The sequence below is a fragment of the Pseudomonas putida genome (assembly GCF_002906855.1).
Taxonomy (GTDB): Bacteria; Pseudomonadota; Gammaproteobacteria; order Pseudomonadales; family Pseudomonadaceae; genus Aquipseudomonas; species Aquipseudomonas putida_N.
The window spans coordinates 1,336,131-1,351,479 of sequence record NZ_MINI01000028.1; the positions used below are offsets into that span (position 1 = coordinate 1,336,131).

Annotated in this window: 14 protein-coding genes; 6 read left to right on the forward strand and 8 right to left on the reverse strand. The window is 64.1% G+C overall.

Going from position 1 to position 15,349, the window contains the following annotated elements; translation table 11 throughout:
• Positions 1 to 75: 75 nt before the first annotated feature.
• Positions 76 to 1,914, forward strand: a complete 1,839-nt coding sequence (locus tag BGP85_RS06590; RefSeq protein ID WP_103446449.1) for a bifunctional diguanylate cyclase/phosphodiesterase — start codon at positions 76 to 78, stop codon at positions 1,912 to 1,914.
• Positions 1,915 to 2,062: 148 nt separating this feature from the next.
• Here the strand turns inward: BGP85_RS06590 and BGP85_RS06595 are convergent, their stop codons facing one another.
• Together BGP85_RS06595 and BGP85_RS06600 are read right to left on the reverse strand one after the other, a co-directional pair.
• Positions 2,063 to 2,398 (reverse strand): AzlD domain-containing protein, encoded by a 336-nt coding sequence (locus BGP85_RS06595; protein ID WP_103446450.1) that lies wholly within the window; start codon positions 2,396 to 2,398, stop codon positions 2,063 to 2,065.
• Positions 2,395 to 3,114 (reverse strand): AzlC family ABC transporter permease, encoded by a 720-nt coding sequence (locus tag BGP85_RS06600; RefSeq protein WP_103446451.1) that lies wholly within the window; start codon positions 3,112 to 3,114, stop codon positions 2,395 to 2,397. The genes BGP85_RS06595 and BGP85_RS06600 overlap by 4 nt, the downstream gene beginning before the upstream one ends.
• A gap of 107 nt (positions 3,115 to 3,221) precedes the next feature.
• Between BGP85_RS06600 and BGP85_RS06605 the strand changes: the two genes are divergently transcribed.
• Positions 3,222 to 4,100, forward strand: a complete 879-nt coding sequence (locus tag BGP85_RS06605) for a LysR family transcriptional regulator (RefSeq protein ID WP_103446452.1) — start codon at positions 3,222 to 3,224, stop codon at positions 4,098 to 4,100.
• Positions 4,101 to 4,305: 205 nt separating this feature from the next.
• Positions 4,306 to 5,304, forward strand: a complete 999-nt coding sequence (locus tag BGP85_RS06610) for a sensor domain-containing diguanylate cyclase (protein WP_103446453.1) — start codon at positions 4,306 to 4,308, stop codon at positions 5,302 to 5,304.
• A gap of 73 nt (positions 5,305 to 5,377) precedes the next feature.
• On the opposite strand, the gene lpdA is transcribed toward BGP85_RS06610, so the two are convergent.
• The 4 genes from lpdA to BGP85_RS06630 are packed head-to-tail and all read right to left on the reverse strand — an operon-like array spanning position 5,378 to position 10,324.
• Positions 5,378 to 6,757 (reverse strand): dihydrolipoyl dehydrogenase, encoded by a 1,380-nt coding sequence (lpdA, locus tag BGP85_RS06615; RefSeq protein WP_103446454.1) that lies wholly within the window; start codon positions 6,755 to 6,757, stop codon positions 5,378 to 5,380.
• Between the two features lie 2 nt (positions 6,758 to 6,759).
• On the reverse strand, positions 6,760 to 8,031 hold the full coding sequence (locus tag BGP85_RS06620; RefSeq protein WP_103446455.1) for a dihydrolipoamide acetyltransferase family protein: 1,272 nt from the start codon (positions 8,029 to 8,031) through the stop codon (positions 6,760 to 6,762).
• Positions 8,032 to 9,090, reverse strand: a complete 1,059-nt coding sequence (locus BGP85_RS06625; protein ID WP_103446456.1) for an alpha-ketoacid dehydrogenase subunit beta — start codon at positions 9,088 to 9,090, stop codon at positions 8,032 to 8,034.
• A 1-nt stretch (position 9,091) separates the two neighbouring features.
• Entirely contained in the window at positions 9,092 to 10,324 is a 1,233-nt protein-coding gene (locus tag BGP85_RS06630; RefSeq protein WP_103446457.1) for a 3-methyl-2-oxobutanoate dehydrogenase (2-methylpropanoyl-transferring) subunit alpha, read from the reverse strand.
• A gap of 197 nt (positions 10,325 to 10,521) precedes the next feature.
• On the opposite strand from BGP85_RS06630, the gene bkdR reads away from it, so the two are divergent.
• The 3 genes from bkdR to BGP85_RS06645 all read left to right on the forward strand — a co-directional run bounded on the left by bkdR (position 10,522) and on the right by BGP85_RS06645 (position 13,906).
• Positions 10,522 to 11,007: a Bkd operon transcriptional regulator BkdR gene (gene bkdR / locus BGP85_RS06635; RefSeq protein WP_012315571.1), complete on the forward strand. Its 486-nt coding sequence runs from the start codon at positions 10,522 to 10,524 to the stop codon at positions 11,005 to 11,007.
• A 183-nt stretch (positions 11,008 to 11,190) separates the two neighbouring features.
• Positions 11,191 to 12,432: a glutamine synthetase family protein gene (locus tag BGP85_RS06640; protein ID WP_181004512.1), complete on the forward strand. Its 1,242-nt coding sequence runs from the start codon at positions 11,191 to 11,193 to the stop codon at positions 12,430 to 12,432.
• A 130-nt stretch (positions 12,433 to 12,562) separates the two neighbouring features.
• Positions 12,563 to 13,906 carry an MFS transporter gene (locus tag BGP85_RS06645; RefSeq protein ID WP_103446459.1) on the forward strand — a complete coding sequence of 448 codons (1,344 nt, stop codon included), beginning with the start codon at positions 12,563 to 12,565 and terminating at the stop codon, positions 13,904 to 13,906.
• A gap of 150 nt (positions 13,907 to 14,056) precedes the next feature.
• Here the strand turns inward: BGP85_RS06645 and BGP85_RS06650 are convergent, their stop codons facing one another.
• Positions 14,057 to 14,800, reverse strand: coding sequence for a flagellar brake protein (locus BGP85_RS06650; protein WP_103446460.1), 744 nt, complete (start codon positions 14,798 to 14,800; stop codon positions 14,057 to 14,059).
• An 80-nt stretch (positions 14,801 to 14,880) separates the two neighbouring features.
• On the reverse strand, positions 14,881 to 15,348 hold the full coding sequence (locus BGP85_RS06655; protein WP_060508334.1) for a flagella synthesis protein FlgN: 468 nt from the start codon (positions 15,346 to 15,348) through the stop codon (positions 14,881 to 14,883).
• Position 15,349: the final 1 nt, after the last annotated feature.

Below are 15,349 nucleotides of genomic sequence, written 5' to 3' on the forward strand. Positions count from 1 at the left end.
GAAGAGAGCAAAGGCTTGCGCTTGAGCGCTGCGCCGCTATCGTTTGCGGGTCAGGATCTTGTCGAGCGAATCGTCATGCAAATCGCCCCATCGCCTCTCAACGAGGCAGCCCGCCTGTGTTTCCTCGAGAGCCTGAACATCCTCGATACGCCGGCCGAGGAAACCTTTGACCGCATCACCCGGTTGGCCAGTGTGCTGCTCGAAGTACCCATGGCATTGGTGTCGCTGGTCGACATGAATCGCCAATGGTTCAAGTCGCGCCAGGGTGTGGACATTGCCGAGACCACGCGCGATGTGGCGTTTTGTGCCCATGCCCTGCATGTTGAAGACATCCTGGTGATCCCGGATGCCTGCGCCGATCCGCGTTTCGAGGACAACCCGCTGGTAACCGGTGGACCGCGCATCCGCTTCTATGCCGGCGTGCCGCTGCGTTTTGCCGGTGAGCTGACTGTGGGCACGCTGTGTGTGCTGGACACCCGGCCCCGCCAGGTGTCAGAAACCGAGTTGGCGCACCTGCGCGACCTGGCGCGGATCGTCGAACGCGAGATGCTCCACCGCAGCCTGGCCATCGACTCGGGCAGTGCGGTGCAGCAGGCGGAGCAGGGGGCACTGATGTCTTCCGGGGCGCGTTTTCACCGGGTGTTCGACAACAGCCCGACGAGCAAGGCCCTGGTCGATCTTGACGGGCGCATCCTCGAGCCCAACCGGGAGTTCTGCCAGTTGCTGGGCAGGGCCAAGGAGTGGCTGGTGCTGACTAAGTTGGGCGAACTGATCGACCCACAGGACCTGGCCAAGCTGGACGAGCCTTGGCAGCAGATCGTTGCTGGCGAGCAAGATTCGCTGGTCATCGAGATGCGGCTGGTCACCGCCGGCAGTGGTGCACTGTGGAGCGAGCTGAGCGTATCGGCGCTGCGCGATGCGCGCGGCGTTACCGAGCAGTTGGTGGTGTTCGTGCGTGACGTCAGCGAACGCAAGCGCCGCCAGCAGCAACTGCAGCGCTACCAGGCGACCCTGGAGCAGCAGGTGGCGCAGCGCACCGAAGAGCTGGCACGCAGCCAGGAAACCCTGCAGGCCATCGCTGACAATATCCCGGTGCTGATCGCGCAGATCGGCACCAACCTCGAATACCGCTTCAACAATGCCGTGTACCGGCAGGTCTTCGGCGTCGAGCCGACCCAGCTCAAAGGCCGCAAGGTGCAGGATGTGCTGCCGGCGGACGTGTACCAGCAGCTGCTGCCTTGCTTCCACAAGGCATTGGCCGGCGAGCGGGTGGAGGCTGACAATGTGCGTTACAGCCCTGACGACACGCGGATCTGGCACGCGTCTTATGTGCCCGATATTCGCAACGGCAAGGTGGAGGGCTTTTTCGTCATGTCGTTGGACGTGACCGAACGCAAGCGCAAGGAAAAAAGCCTGCTCGACCAGGCCACGCTCGACCCGCTGACCGGGTTGCCCAACCGCGCGGCGTTGCATGAGGAGCTGGATTTCGCCCTGCAGCAGCGGGGGGCGTTTGCCTTGTTCTTCATCGACCTGGATGGCTTCAAGCAAGTCAACGACCAGCATGGCCACGAGGCGGGTGATGCCGTGTTGCAGGCTGCTGCGGGGCGCATGCTAGCGATCATGCGTGCGGACGACACGGTGGCCAGGCTGGCCGGTGATGAGTTCGTGGTCATCGCCCAGGCCGTGGCCAACCAGGCATCAGCCCGGGATATCGCGCGCAAGCTGTGCGATGTGCTGTCGGCGCCGGTTGCGGTGGAGGGGGTTGAAGTTGCTGTGGGGGCTAGTATCGGGGTTTATCTGAACTTGTCCGGGCATGACCCGCAGAGTGCCGAGGAGGCTTTGGCGTTGGCGGACAAGGCGATGTATGAAGCCAAGCGAGGGGGGCGGAACAGGTATAGTCTGGTGGGGGATTGAGGGGGATCGCCAGGATATGGCATCAGGGTCTCCATCTGCCTGCCACAACAGTTGCAGCGCCTGTGAGATTGAGCGCCGCCCGCACGGCGCTCGATTTCACAGGCGCTGAATGTGTTGTGGCGAACACCCGTCCGCCTCAACGCCATCCTCAGCCAATCACGCCCCCCAAATACCGCAACCCCCACAACACCCCCATACCCACCGCCAGGGTCAGCAGCGTACTGCGCGTGCGCCAGGCAACCAGCCCCGCCACCACAGCTGCCGGTATCTGTGGGTTGCTCCAGTCGATACCCGGCTGCCCTGCCTTGAACACCACGGCCGGCAGCACCAGCGCAGCCAACACACTGGCCGGCACATACACCAGGGCGCGGCGCAACATCGGCGGAATGCGCAACGCGCCGTAGAACTCGATGAACGACAGGCGTATCGCAAAGGTGCCCAGCCCGATCAGGGCGAAGGTGATCCATGGGGTCATGTCGTTCATGGCGCCTCCGCTGCCACGGGTGCGCCCTTGCGCAGTTGTTCGATGCCCAGCCCGCTGATCACACCACCCAGCGAGGCGACCAGCAAGCCGAGGTTGTAGGGCAGGTCGTGTACCAACACCGCCAGCGCGCCGCCCACCACCGCTGCGCCCAGCAGCGCCGGGTTACGGATGCCCGGCACCAGCAGTGCCAGGAACGACAGTGGAATGGCAAAGCCTAGCGACCAGGACTCCGGAATGCCGGTACCCAGGTACACGCCGGCCAGCACCGCCAGGTTCCAGCCGAACCACATCGGCAAGGCGGTGCCCAGGTAGTAGGGGAAGGCAAATCGACCGAGGCCGTCGGTGCCGAATTTCAGGCTGCACAGGGCGAACGACTGGTCGGACAGCAGGTAGGACAACGACCAGCGCTTGCGGCGTGGCAGATCGCTCAGGTGCGGGGCCAGCGCGGCGCTGTACATCAGGAAGCGCAGGTTGATCACCAGCGCGGTGACCGCCATGGTCAGTGGCAGCGCGCCGCTCTGCATCAGTTGCAGCACCACCATCTGCGCGGAGCCGGAATAGAACAGCAGGGTCATGCCCATGGCGTCGAGCGGCGACATGCCAATACCGATGGCCGTCACCCCGGTGATCAGGCCGAAGGGAACCATGCCGGTCATCAGTGGCAGAACCGCGCGGACACCCTCGGTGAATGCGTGCATCGCGCTTTTGTAGTGCATGTGGGTTCCTTGAACATTCATCAGGCTCGCTCAAGGTAAAACCCGCCCGACTTGGTAACAACGCAGATTTCTGGAATATTAGGCCTAAAAAAAATAGGCCTTGAAGCATGCCACTCGATTCACCTACCCGGCACACCCTGCAGCTCAATGCCCTGCGCGCGTTCGAGGCGTCGGCGCGGCTCGGTGGTTTTGCCCGGGCTGCCCACGAACTTAAGGTCACTCCAGGGGCAATTGCTGCGCTGATCAAGACCCTGGAAACCCAGTACGGCGCCGCCCTGTTCGAGCGCCATGCCAAGGGCGTGCGCTTGACCCCGCTGGGCGAAAGCGTGAAGACACAGTTCACCGAGGCCTTCGATGCGGTGGAGGAGGCTGCCCGAACCTTGCGCCGGCTGGCCGCGCCGCAGCGGGTGCATATCGTCACCTCGCCGGCATTGGCCCAGTTGTGGATCGGGCCGCGGCTGCCGCGCCTGACCGAAATGCTCGCCCCCATCGAGGTCTCCGTGACGGCGGTCGATGAACCGCCCAACCTCAAGCGCAGCCCGTTCGACCTTTGCCTGTTCTACGTCGAGCAGGTCGTGCGCGGCCAGCGCAAGCTGGCCGATGAAGACATCCTGCCGGTGTGCAGCCCCGCGCTGGCCGCAAAGATTACCGCGCCGGCAGACCTGGCCAGTGCGCGCTGCATCAAGGATGTCGGTTGGCAGGACTGGGATGTCTGGTCGGCGGCGATCATGCCTGAACAGCACTTCGTGGCCCGAGGCCCCGGTTTTTCCCTTTATTCGATCGCGGTGCAGCAAGCCTTGCTGGGCGCCGGTGTACTGATCGGGCGCAGGAGCCTGATTCAGCCATACCTCGACAGCGGCGAACTGGTCGCGCCCCTGGCCCGCTCGGTGCCGTTGGGGTTGACCATCGCGGCATGGCGCTTGCCGGGTGCCACGGGCAACCCACGCGTGGCAGCAGTGGAAGAGGCCTTGAAACGGCTGGCTTGAGGTGTGGCCAACTTTGCGCTGGCCACACCCAGTCCCATGGCAGCCATGCAAGCAGCGAAAATAGGACGTCCGGGCTATTTCCGTCGTCGGCCGCCAGGCATATGCTTGCCTGTCAGAGGAAGCAAGTTGCCGCCTGCGGCAAACACAAGCACTGTCGGCAGCACCTGAATCGGGGCGCAGTTGCTGGACACCAGGGAGAGCGTCCATGAGTCAGGAAACAATGCCGGCACTTGCCGGCTTCAGTGAACAGCAGTTGGCCACGCTGTTCGCGTTGATCAGCGATGGGATCTGGGACTGGAATGCCAATACCGGCTACGTCTACCGCAACCCCGGCTGGTACGCCATGCTCGGCTACGAAAGCCATTCCATGGCCAACACCGTACTGACCTGGGAAAGCGTGATCCACCCCGAGGACTACCCACGGGTGATGGCGCATTTCGAGGCCTATATCAACCAGCGCAACGAGCGCTATCTCATCGAGTACCGCTGCCGCTGCCACGATGGCAGTTACCTGTGGGTCGAGGACAGCGGCCATATCATCAACCGCAACGAAGATGGCTCGGTGGCGCGCATGCTCGGCGCACACCGCAATATCGATGCGGGCAAGCGCCTGGTGGCGCAGCTGGAGCAGAAGAATCACTCGCTGGAAGCTCAGGTGGCCGAGCGCACCCGCGAGCTGTCGTGGGTCAACCAGCAGTTGCAGCGCCAGCTCGACGAGAACCGCATCCTGGCCGAGCGCGACGCGCTGACGCGGATAGCCAATCGCTACCGGTTGGAGAAGACCTTGCAGCAGGAGTGCGAACGAGCCAAGCGCTTCCGCCAGCCGCTGGCGCTGGTTGCCATGGACCTGGATGATTTCAAGCCGATCAATGACTGCTATGGCCACGCCCGTGGCGATGCGGCGTTGATCCGGGTGGTCGAAAACCTGAGCACCAGCCTGCGTGAACTGGACCTGCTGGCGCGGTGGGGCGGCGACGAGTTCGTCATGGTGCTGCCGCAGACCACGCTGGGCGAGGCACTGGAGCTGGCGGGGCAGTTGCGCCGGGTGATGGAGCGGCTTGAACCGGTGGGTGATTACCGGCTGACCATGAGTTATGGCGTGGTGCAATGGCAGGAAGGGGAAGGCCAGGAAGCGCTGCTGGCCCGGGCTGACAAGGCCTTGTATCGGGCCAAGGAAGCGGGCAAGAACACGATTTCCGAGTGAGCCGATAGAGGATGAAAAAAGACCCGCGACGCCTGGGGCGCAGCGGGCCAAATCGGCCTGGGCCGCTTCAGTGTCAGATATGCAGCGCGTGGCCCAGCGCGCGCAGTGCCGCTTCCTGTACCGCTTCTCCCAGCGTCGGGTGAGCATGGATGGTGCCGGCCACATCTTCCAGCCGGGCGCCCATCTCCAGCGACTGGGCAAACGCCGTGGACAGTTCCGATACTGCCACGCCAACCGCCTGCCAGCCCACGATCAGGTGGTTGTCACGCCGCGCCACCACGCGCACGAAACCGCTTTTCGATTCCAGGCTCATGGCCCGGCCATTGGCGGCGAACGGGAACTGCGCGACGATGCAGTCCAACCCTTGCTGGCTGGCTTGCTCCGGCGTCTTGCCCGCCACCACGACCTCCGGGTCGGTGAAACACACCGCAGCAATTGCTGCGGGTTCGAAACGTCGGGTCTTGCCGGCTATGATTTCGGCAACCATCTCGCCCTGCGCCATGGCGCGGTGGGCGAGCATCGGTTCGCCGGCTACGTCACCGATGGCCCAGACGTTGCGCATGCTGGTCTGGCAGCGTTCGTCTATGGCAATGGCGGCGCCGTTCATCTTCAGGTCCAGGCATTCAAGGTCGAAGCCTTTGGTCCGCGGCCGGCGGCCCACGGCCACCAGCACCCGGTCGGCCTCCAGGCGCAGTTGCCCGCCCTGGCCATCGCTGGCCAGCAGGCAGCCGTTCTCGTAGCCTTCGACGCTGTGGCCCAGGTGCAGGGCGATGCCCAGCTTCTTCAGCGATTCGGCCACGGGCGCGGTCAGTTCGCTGTCGTAGGTTGGCAGAATGCGCTCGCGTGCTTCCACCACGCTGACCTGCGCACCCAGCTTGCGATAGGCAATGCCCAGCTCCAGGCCGATGTATCCGCCGCCCACCACCACCAGGTGTTTGGGCAGGGCCTTGGGCGCCAGGGCTTCGGTAGAGGAAATGATCGGCCCGCCGAGTGGCAGCATCGGCAGTTCGACGCTGTGCGAACCGGTGGCCAGCAGCAGGTGCTCGCAGCGGATGCGCTGGCCGTCGACCTCGACCTGCTTGCCGTCGAGGACCTTTGCCCAGCCGTGAATCACCTTGACCCCATGCTTTTTCAGCAAGGCGGCTACGCCGGTGGTCAGGCGGTCGACGATGCCGTCCTTCCAGGCCACGCTCTGGTTGATGTCCAGGCGAGGGCTGTCGACGCTGATGCCCAATGGCGACTGCCCGGCGAAGCGAGCGGTCTGGTGGAACTGCTCGGCCACATGGATCAGCGCCTTGGATGGGATGCAGCCGATGTTCAGGCAGGTGCCGCCCAAGGCCTGGCCTTCGACCAGCACGGTAGGGATGCCCAGTTGCCCGGCGCGGATGGCGGCCACGTAGCCGCCGGGGCCGCCGCCGATGATCAGCAGGGTGGTGTCGATGATCTGGGACATGCTCACTCCAGGAACAAACAGGCAGGTTGTTCGAGCAGGCCGCGCACGGCCTGGATGAACTGCGCGGCATCCATGCCATCGACCACCCGGTGGTCGAACGAGCTGGACAGGTTCATCATCTTGCGTACGACGATCTGGCCGTCGATCACCACCGGGCGCTCGACGATGCGGTTGACGCCGACGATCGCCACTTCCGGGGTGTTGACCACCGGGGTGCTGACGATGCCGCCTAGGGCTCCGAGGCTGGTCAGGGTAATGGTCGAGCCGCTCAGTTCTTCACGGCTGGCCTTGTTGCTGCGGGCGGCGTTGGCCAGGCGCGAAATCTCGCTGGCATTGGCCCACAGGCTGGCGGCTTCGGCATGGCGCAGCACCGGCACCATCAGGCCGTTGTCACCCTGGGTGGCGATGCCCACATGCACCGCGCCGTGGCGGGTGATGACCTGTGCTTCGTCGTCGTAGGTGGCGTTGATCTGCGGGAAGTCGCGCAAGGCCACGACCAGGGCACGGACCAGGAAGGGCAGCAGGGTCAGCTTGCCACGCGTGTTGCCGTGCTTGGCATTGAGCTGCTGGCGCAGGGCCTCTACGGCGGTGACGTCGATCTCTTCCACGTAGCTGAAGTGCGCGACACGGCGCTTGGCGTCCTGCATGCGCTGGGCGATCTTGCGGCGCAGGCCGATCACCTGCACCTGCTCGCTGTCGGTGCGCTTGGCATAGCCACTCGGCGCCTGGCCGGCAGCGCTGTGCGGCTTGCTCATGAAGGCGTCGAGGTCTTCGTGCAGGATGCGCCCGGCCGGGCCGCTGCCATGCACGTAGCGCAGCTCGATGCCGGCATCCAGGGCGCGCTTGCGCACCGCCGGCGAAGCCAGCGGCTTGTCCCCCGGCTGGCGCGGCACGATCGCTGCTTCGACGTGATGCTCGGGTGCCTGCAAGGCTGCCGGCTGCGGCGCTTTCGCCGGCGCTGGCGCCTGGGGTTCGGCCGCGCTGTGGGCTTCCACAGGATTGGCCTGCGGCACATCCACATGGTTGCCGCTGCCTTCCACTTCGATGCGGATCAGCTCGCTGCCGACCGCCATCACTTCACCGGGCTTGCCGCCCAGGGCCAGCACCTTGCCGCTGACCGGCGACGGGATTTCCACGGTAGCCTTGTCGGTCATGACATCGGCCACCACCTGGTCCTCGGCGATCACGTCGCCGACCTTGACGAACCATTCCACCAACTCGACCTGCGCGATGCCTTCGCCAATGTCCGGCATCTTGATGACGTGCGTGCCCATTCAGACCTCCATGACCCGTTTCAATGCCGCGCCTACCCGCGAAGGGCCTGGGAAGTAAGCCCATTCCTGTGCGTGGGGGTAGGGGGTGTCCCAGCCGGTGACGCGCTCGATCGGTGCCTCGAGGTGGTGGAAGCAATGCTCCTGCACCAGCGACACCAGTTCGGCGCCGAAGCCGCAGGTGCGGGTCGCTTCATGCACGACCACGCAGCGGCCGGTCTTCTTCACCGACTCGACGATGGTCTCCAGGTCCAGCGGCCAGAGGCTGCGCAGGTCGATCACCTCCGCGTCTACACCACTCTCTTCGGCGGCCACCTGGGCCACGTAGACCGTGGTGCCGTAGGTCAGCACGGTGACATCGTTACCCGGGCGGGTGATCGCCGCCTTGTCCAGCGGCACGGTGTAGTAGCCATCTGGTACGGCGCTTTGCGGGTGCTTCGACCACGGGGTGACAGGGCGGTCGTGGTGGCCGTCGAACGGGCCGTTGTACAGGCGCTTGGGCTCAAGGAAAATCACCGGGTCGTCGCATTCGATCGAGGCGATCAGCAGGCCTTTGGCGTCATACGGGTTGGACGGCATCACCGTGCGCAGGCCGCAGACCTGGGTGAACATCGCCTCCGGGCTCTGGCTGTGGGTCTGGCCGCCGTAGATGCCGCCGCCGCAGGGCATGCGCAGGGTCAGCGGGGCGATGAACTCGCCGGCCGAGCGGTAGCGCAGGCGGGCCATTTCCGAGACGATCTGGTCGGACGCCGGGTAGAAATAGTCGGCGAACTGGATTTCCACCACCGGGCGCAGGCCGTAGGCACCCATGCCCACGGCAGTGCCGACGATGCCGCTTTCCGAGATCGGGGCGTCGAACACCCGCGACTTGCCGTACTTGGCCTGCAGGCCCTCGGTGCAACGGAACACGCCGCCGAAGTACCCGACGTCCTGGCCGTAGATCACCACATTGTCGTCGCGCTCGAGCATGACATCCATGGCCGAGCGCAGGGCCTGGATCATGGTCAGTGTGCTGGTGGCCATGGCGGTTTCCGGGTTGATGCTGTTGTTGTGATCGTTCATCTCAGACCCCCAGTTCCTGGCGCTGACGGCGCAGGTGGTCAGGCATTTCCTTGTACACATCCTCGAACATCGAGGCCGCGCTCGGGATGTGGCCGTTGGCCAGGGTGCCGTACTGTTCTGCTTCCTTCTGCGCGGCGATGACCGCAGCTTCGAACTCGGCGGTGGTGGCCTGGTGTTCTTCCTCGGACCAATGGCCGATCTTGATCAGGTGCTGCTTCAGGCGAGCGATCGGGTCGCCCAGCGGGAAGTGGCTCCAGTCATCGGCCGGGCGGTACTTGGACGGGTCATCCGAGGTCGAGTGCGGGCCGGCGCGGTAGGTGACCCACTCGATCAGCGAGGGGCCCAGGCCGCGGCGGGCACGTTCGGCAGCCCAGCGCGAGGCGGCGTAGACGGCGACGAAGTCGTTGCCGTCGACCCGCAGCGAGGCGATGCCGCAACCCACGCCACGGCCGGCGAAGGTGGTCTGCTCGCCACCGGCGATGGCCTGGAAGGTGGAGATCGCCCACTGGTTGTTGACCACGTTGAGGATCACCGGGGCGCGATAGACGTGGGCGAAGGTGAGGGCGGTGTGGAAGTCCGACTCGGCGGTGGCACCGTCACCGATCCAGGCCGAGGCGATCTTGGTATCGCCCTTGATCGCCGAGGCCATGGCCCAGCCGACTGCCTGCACGAACTGGGTCGCCAAGTTGCCGCTGATGGTGAAGAAGCCGGCTTCGCGTACCGAATACATGATCGGCAACTGGCGGCCCTTGAGCGGGTCGCGCTCGTTGGACAGCAACTGGCAGATCATCTCCACCAGCGACACGTCGCGGGCCATGAGGATGCTCTGCTGGCGATAGGTAGGGAAGCACATGTCGGTGCGGTTGAGCGCCAGCGCCTGGGCGCTGCCGATGGCTTCCTCGCCCAGGCTCTGCATGTAGAAGGACATCTTCTTCTGGCGCTGGGCAACCACCATGCGGCTGTCGAAGATGCGCGTCTTGAGCATCGCGCGCATGCCTTGGCGCAGGATCTGCGGGTCTATGTCCTCGGCCCACGGGCCTTGGGCGTTGCCTTGCTCGTCGAGCACGCGGACCAGGCTTTTGGACAGGTCGGCGGTGTCGGCAGCATCGACATCGATCGGCGGTTTACGGACTTGCCCTGCGTCGTTCAGGCGCAGGTAGGAGAAATCGGTCTGGCAGCCTGGCCGGCCGGTGGGCTCGGGCACATGCAAACGCAGGGGGGCGTACTCGTTCATGCTTTTTACGCTCGCTCGGATGTTGTTTTTGTGAGCTCTGAAGCGGCCGCCGCTGAGTACCGGCTTGTGACTGGTAGGTCAGCGTCTGTTACATCTTAGTGGGAGGGCAGGAGAATTTTTCTCTCAAGTTGATTGCCTTTGTCTGGCTGGGGAGATAAACATTCCGGATAAACATAAAAAACCGGTGAATTTGTCTCATGCGCAAGCTCGATCGTACCGATATCGGCATTCTCAACAGCCTTCAGGACAACGCCCGCATCACCAATGCGGAACTGGCGCGGTCGGTGAACTTGTCGCCGACGCCCTGTTTCAACCGGGTCAAGGCCATGGAGGAGCTGGGTGTGATCCGCCAGCAGGTGACCTTGCTGTCGCCAGAGGTGCTGGGGCTGGACGTGAACGTATTCATCCATGTCAGCCTGGAAAAGCAGGTCGAGCAGGCGTTGCACCGTTTTGAGGAAGAGATCGCCGAACGGCCCGAGGTGATGGAGTGCTACCTGATGACCGGTGATCCGGACTACCTGTTGCGGGTGCTCTTGCCGAGCATTCAGGCGCTGGAACGGTTTCTCGATTATTTGACGCGGCTCCCGGGGGTGGCCAACATCCGTTCGAGCTTTGCCCTCAAGCAGGTGCGCTACAAGACGGCTCTGCCGTTGCCTTCCAATGGCATGACCTTGCGGGAATAGCGATGGCCAGCAAGGGTGCTTGATATTTTAAACACCCCAAGCCTATGTTGTTGTCAGCCTATAACAACAAGGACAAGCGTCATGACCACCGCCGCCCACCGCTCGCACGCCGAGCTCCTCCAGGGCATCGACCAGATCGAATGCGTCACCCCCGACCTCAACGGCGTTCCCCGCGGCAAGGTGATGACCGCCGAGGGCTTCCTCGAAGGCCGCCGCCTGCAGATGGCCCGGGGAGTGCTGCTGCAATGCATCATGGGCGGCTACCCGCCGGCGCGTTTCTACGGCAGTGACGACGGCGACCTGGCGCTGGTGGCGGAGCCTGCGCAGATTCACCGCCTGCCGTGGAGCGAGGAGGGCCTGGCGCTGGCCATCTGTGACGCCAACGAGCTCGATGGCCGGCCTTCCGGGCTGTCCACGCGGGGGCAGCTCAAGGCGGTGATCGCCCGCTACGCCGCCCTTGGCCTGGCGCCGGTGGTGGCGACTGAGCTGGAGTTCTTTGTCTTCGCCCCCAACACCGACCCGCAGCAACCCTTCCTGCCACCCGTTGGCAAGGATGGTCGCCGCGAGCTTGGCCATTCGGCGTTCAGCGTCAATTCCAACAATGGCCTGCGCCCGTTCTTCCAGGAGGTCTACCAGTGCATGGCGGCCCTGGGCCTGCCACGCGACACTTTCATGCACGAAATGGGCGTGAGCCAGTTCGAGATCAATCTGTTGCACGGCGATCCGCTGCTGCTGGCCGACCAGACCTTCCTGTTCAAGCACCTGCTCAAGGAAGTGGCACTCAAGCATGGCCTGAGCGTGGTATGCATGGCCAAGCCGTTGGCGCACACTCCGGGCAGCTCCATGCACATTCACCAGAGCGTGGTGGAGACCGCCAGCGGGCGCAACGTGTTCAGCGATGAACAAGGGCAGCCGACCGACACCTTCTACCACTTCATCGGCGGCCAGCAGGCGTGCATGGCCGACTTCACGGCGCTGTTCGCGCCCAACGTGAACTCCTACCAACGGCTGTGCCACCCCTACGCCTCGCCGAACAATGCCTGCTGGTCCGAGGACAACCGCGCTGCCGGCCTGCGCATTCCGGCCAGTGCCCCGGTGGCGCGGCGGGTCGAGAACCGCCTTCCGGGTGCCGACGCCAACCCCTACCTGGCCATCGCTGCCAGCCTGGCCGCCGGCCTGCACGGCATCGAGCAACGCCTGCAGCCCGCCCCGGCGATCCAGGGCGAGTTCGAGGTGCCGGAGCACCTGAGCCTGCCGTGCACCCTGCATGCGGCCCTCGAACGCCTCAAGCGCAGCGTCCTGGCGCGGGAACTGTTTGGTAACGAGTTCATTGAAGGCTACCTCGCCAGCAAGACCCTGGAGCTGACGGATTTCTTCAATGAGATCACCCCGTGGGAGAGGCGTGTGCTGGCTGCGCAGGCCTGATCGCGACACAACCGCTACTGGACGCGCCCTTGTCTGGCTATTTGTCTGGCAGGGGACTGCGCCGTGGCCATTTTGCTTTTATGCTTGCCAGCAAGCCAACGCCACCTGACCAGGGAGTTCGACGGGACGTATGCGAAACATCTGGAAGCCCTTTCAGTCGTTGTATTTCGCCGCCTTGATGATGTTGATCGGCTCAGGCCTGCTCAGTACCTATCTGGCGCTGCGCCTGGCGGCCGATCATGTCGACAGCCTGTGGGTCGGTGCCTTGATGGCAGCCAACTATTTCGGCCTGGCCGTGGGCGGCAAGGTCGGCCACCGGCTGATCGGCCGGGTCGGGCACATTCGGGCCTATGCGACATGCGCCGGTATCGTCTGTGCGGCGGTGCTCGGGCATGGCATGACCAGCTGGTTGCCGGTGTGGGTCGGGCTGCGGATGATCGTCGGCCTCGGCATGATGTGCCAATACATGGTCATCGAGAGCTGGCTCAACGAACAGGCCGAGGCCAAGCACCGCGGTGCGGTGTTCAGTGGCTACATGATCGCGTCCTACCTTGGCCTGGTGCTCGGCCAGCTGATCCTGGTGGTGCACCCGCAGCTCGGCCCGGAACTGCTGATGCTGGTGGCCATGTGCTTTGCCCTTTGCCTGGTGCCGGTGGCGATGACCCGGCGCATCCACCCGGCGCCCCTGCGCCCGGCGCCGATGGAGCCGAAATTCTTCATCAAGCGGGTGCCGCAGTCGCTCAGCACGGTGCTGGGTTCAGGCTTGATCGTCGGTTCGTTCTACGGCTTGGCGCCGCTGTACGCCTCCAGCCAGGGCATGACGACCGAGCAGATCGGTCTGTTCATGGGCTGCTGCATTTTTGCCGGGCTGCTGGTGCAGTGGCCGCTGGGCTGGTTGTCCGACCGCTACGACCGTGCGGTGCTGATCCGCAGCGTTGCGGTGGGCCTGGCACTGGCTTCGGCACCGCTGGCGTTCCTGCCGAGCGTGCCGCTGGAGGTGCTGTTCGGCATCGGCTTCGTGATTTCGCTGCTGCAGTTCTGCCTCTATCCCTTGGCTGTGGCGTTTTCCAATGACCACGTCGAGAGCGAGCGGCGGGTATCGCTGACCGCCATGCTGCTGGTCACTTATGGCGTGGGTGCCTGTATCGGGCCACTGGCGGCAGGGGTGCTGATGAAGGTGCTGGGAGCGCAGATGCTGTATGCGTTCTTCGCGTTCTTTGCCCTGGTGCTGGTGTGGCGCATCCGGCCGAAGGCGGTTACTGGGCTGCACCAGGTGCAGGATGCGCCGCTGGGTCACGTGGCCATGCCGGCGGCCGGTTCGCCACTGTCGGCGGCGCTTGACCCGCGGGTTGATGAGCAGACCGTGCAGGAGGTGATGCAGGCACCGGTGGCTGCTGAGGATACCGAGGATGATCAGAAGGCTGAGCCGGTTGCCGAGGCTCGGCCCGAGGATGAGGTCAGTAAGTCGGTTTGAGCCTGTGCCGGCCTTTTCGCGGGACAAGCCCGCTCTTACAGGGTATCGCGGACTCTGTAGGATCGGGCTTGTCCCGCGAAGAGGCCGGGGCAGGAGAAACGCAATCAAAAACGCCACCCGATGGGTGGCGTTCTTGTATTGGCAGGCGACTCAGTAGTCGTCCTTGTCGAACCGCCGTGCTTCACGCTGCAGCTGGTAGACAAAACTTTCGATCTTGCGTTGTGCCTGGCCATTGAGGTTATGGAAGCGCACACCAGCGAAGGTGGTGTTGATCCGCTCTTCATAATGCAGGTGGCGCAGCTCGACCATGGTGTCCACCAGGCCCAGCGGGTTGCTGGCCTTGAAGCGCTCGTACACCTGGCCCAGTTGCAGGCAGTCCTCGACGTTACCTTCGAAGCGCAGCTTGCAGCCGGTGGCAGAGATGTCCAGCAATTTTCCGCGCAGGGCACCGTTACCCTTGAGGAAGCTGCCGTCGAGAATGATGTCGACCAGTTGCGAAAGCTTCAGCGCGGCGCGGAAGGCGTTGCGACGCTGGTGGTAGGTCATCTCTTCCGGCATCGCGCCACGGTAGCAGCGGTGGCCGTCGACTTCGCTGATCTTCAGTTCCTGATTGCATTCCCAGGCGATGCGCACGCCGTCGTGGAAGCCTTCGACGCGGAACGGTTCGCCGTTCTCGATGAATTTTTCGCCATCGCGCGGGATCATTTCGTCCAGCGCCAGGGTATTGCTGTCACGGTCCACGTGTACCACGTAGCTCTGGAACCGCTGGCTGCGCTCATGGAAGGTGATGATCAGCGGATCATGGCTCTCTTGTAGCTGGCGCAGGTTGGCCGCGATCTCCAAGGGCGTGTTCAGCACCTTCGGCGGTTGCGGGGCATCGGCTTCATTGAACACGGGTTTTCAATCTCCAGGCAAAAACGACACACGCAAGTAACGGCATTTTGCCAGTATGTTCTGTGCCTTGATAGAAGTAATCACACTTGGCTGAGCGCCCGGGGCTTGGCAAGTGGTGAAGTGGCGCCACGGCTGTCGTAGAGCGACGGTGCTTCGCCACCCTGAAGGATTCTGATCTGGTTGGCCGTGACGTGTTGCTGCACCTGGATGATCCGGCCATTGGTCTCGTTGACCTTCTGGCAGGCATCCATCAACTGGGTCAGCACATCGAGCTGCTGCAGGATCAGCTCGCCGTTGTCCGACTGAGCCGCCAATGCCTGCACCCCGGCGCGGTTGGCGCTCAGGCCAAGGCTGGTGAGCAGGTTGTTGCGGCGCATGCCTTGCTGCTCGAGCAGGACGATCAGCGACTGCTTGCGGGCCAGAATACCCTCCAGCGGCGCCATGTCGCGACCGTGCAGGGCTACTGACTCCTGCTGGAGCAGGTCGAGCAGTTCCTGGGTCGGTGCGATGTCGTCTTCGATCAGTTGCAGCAAAGTGATGTCGTGCATG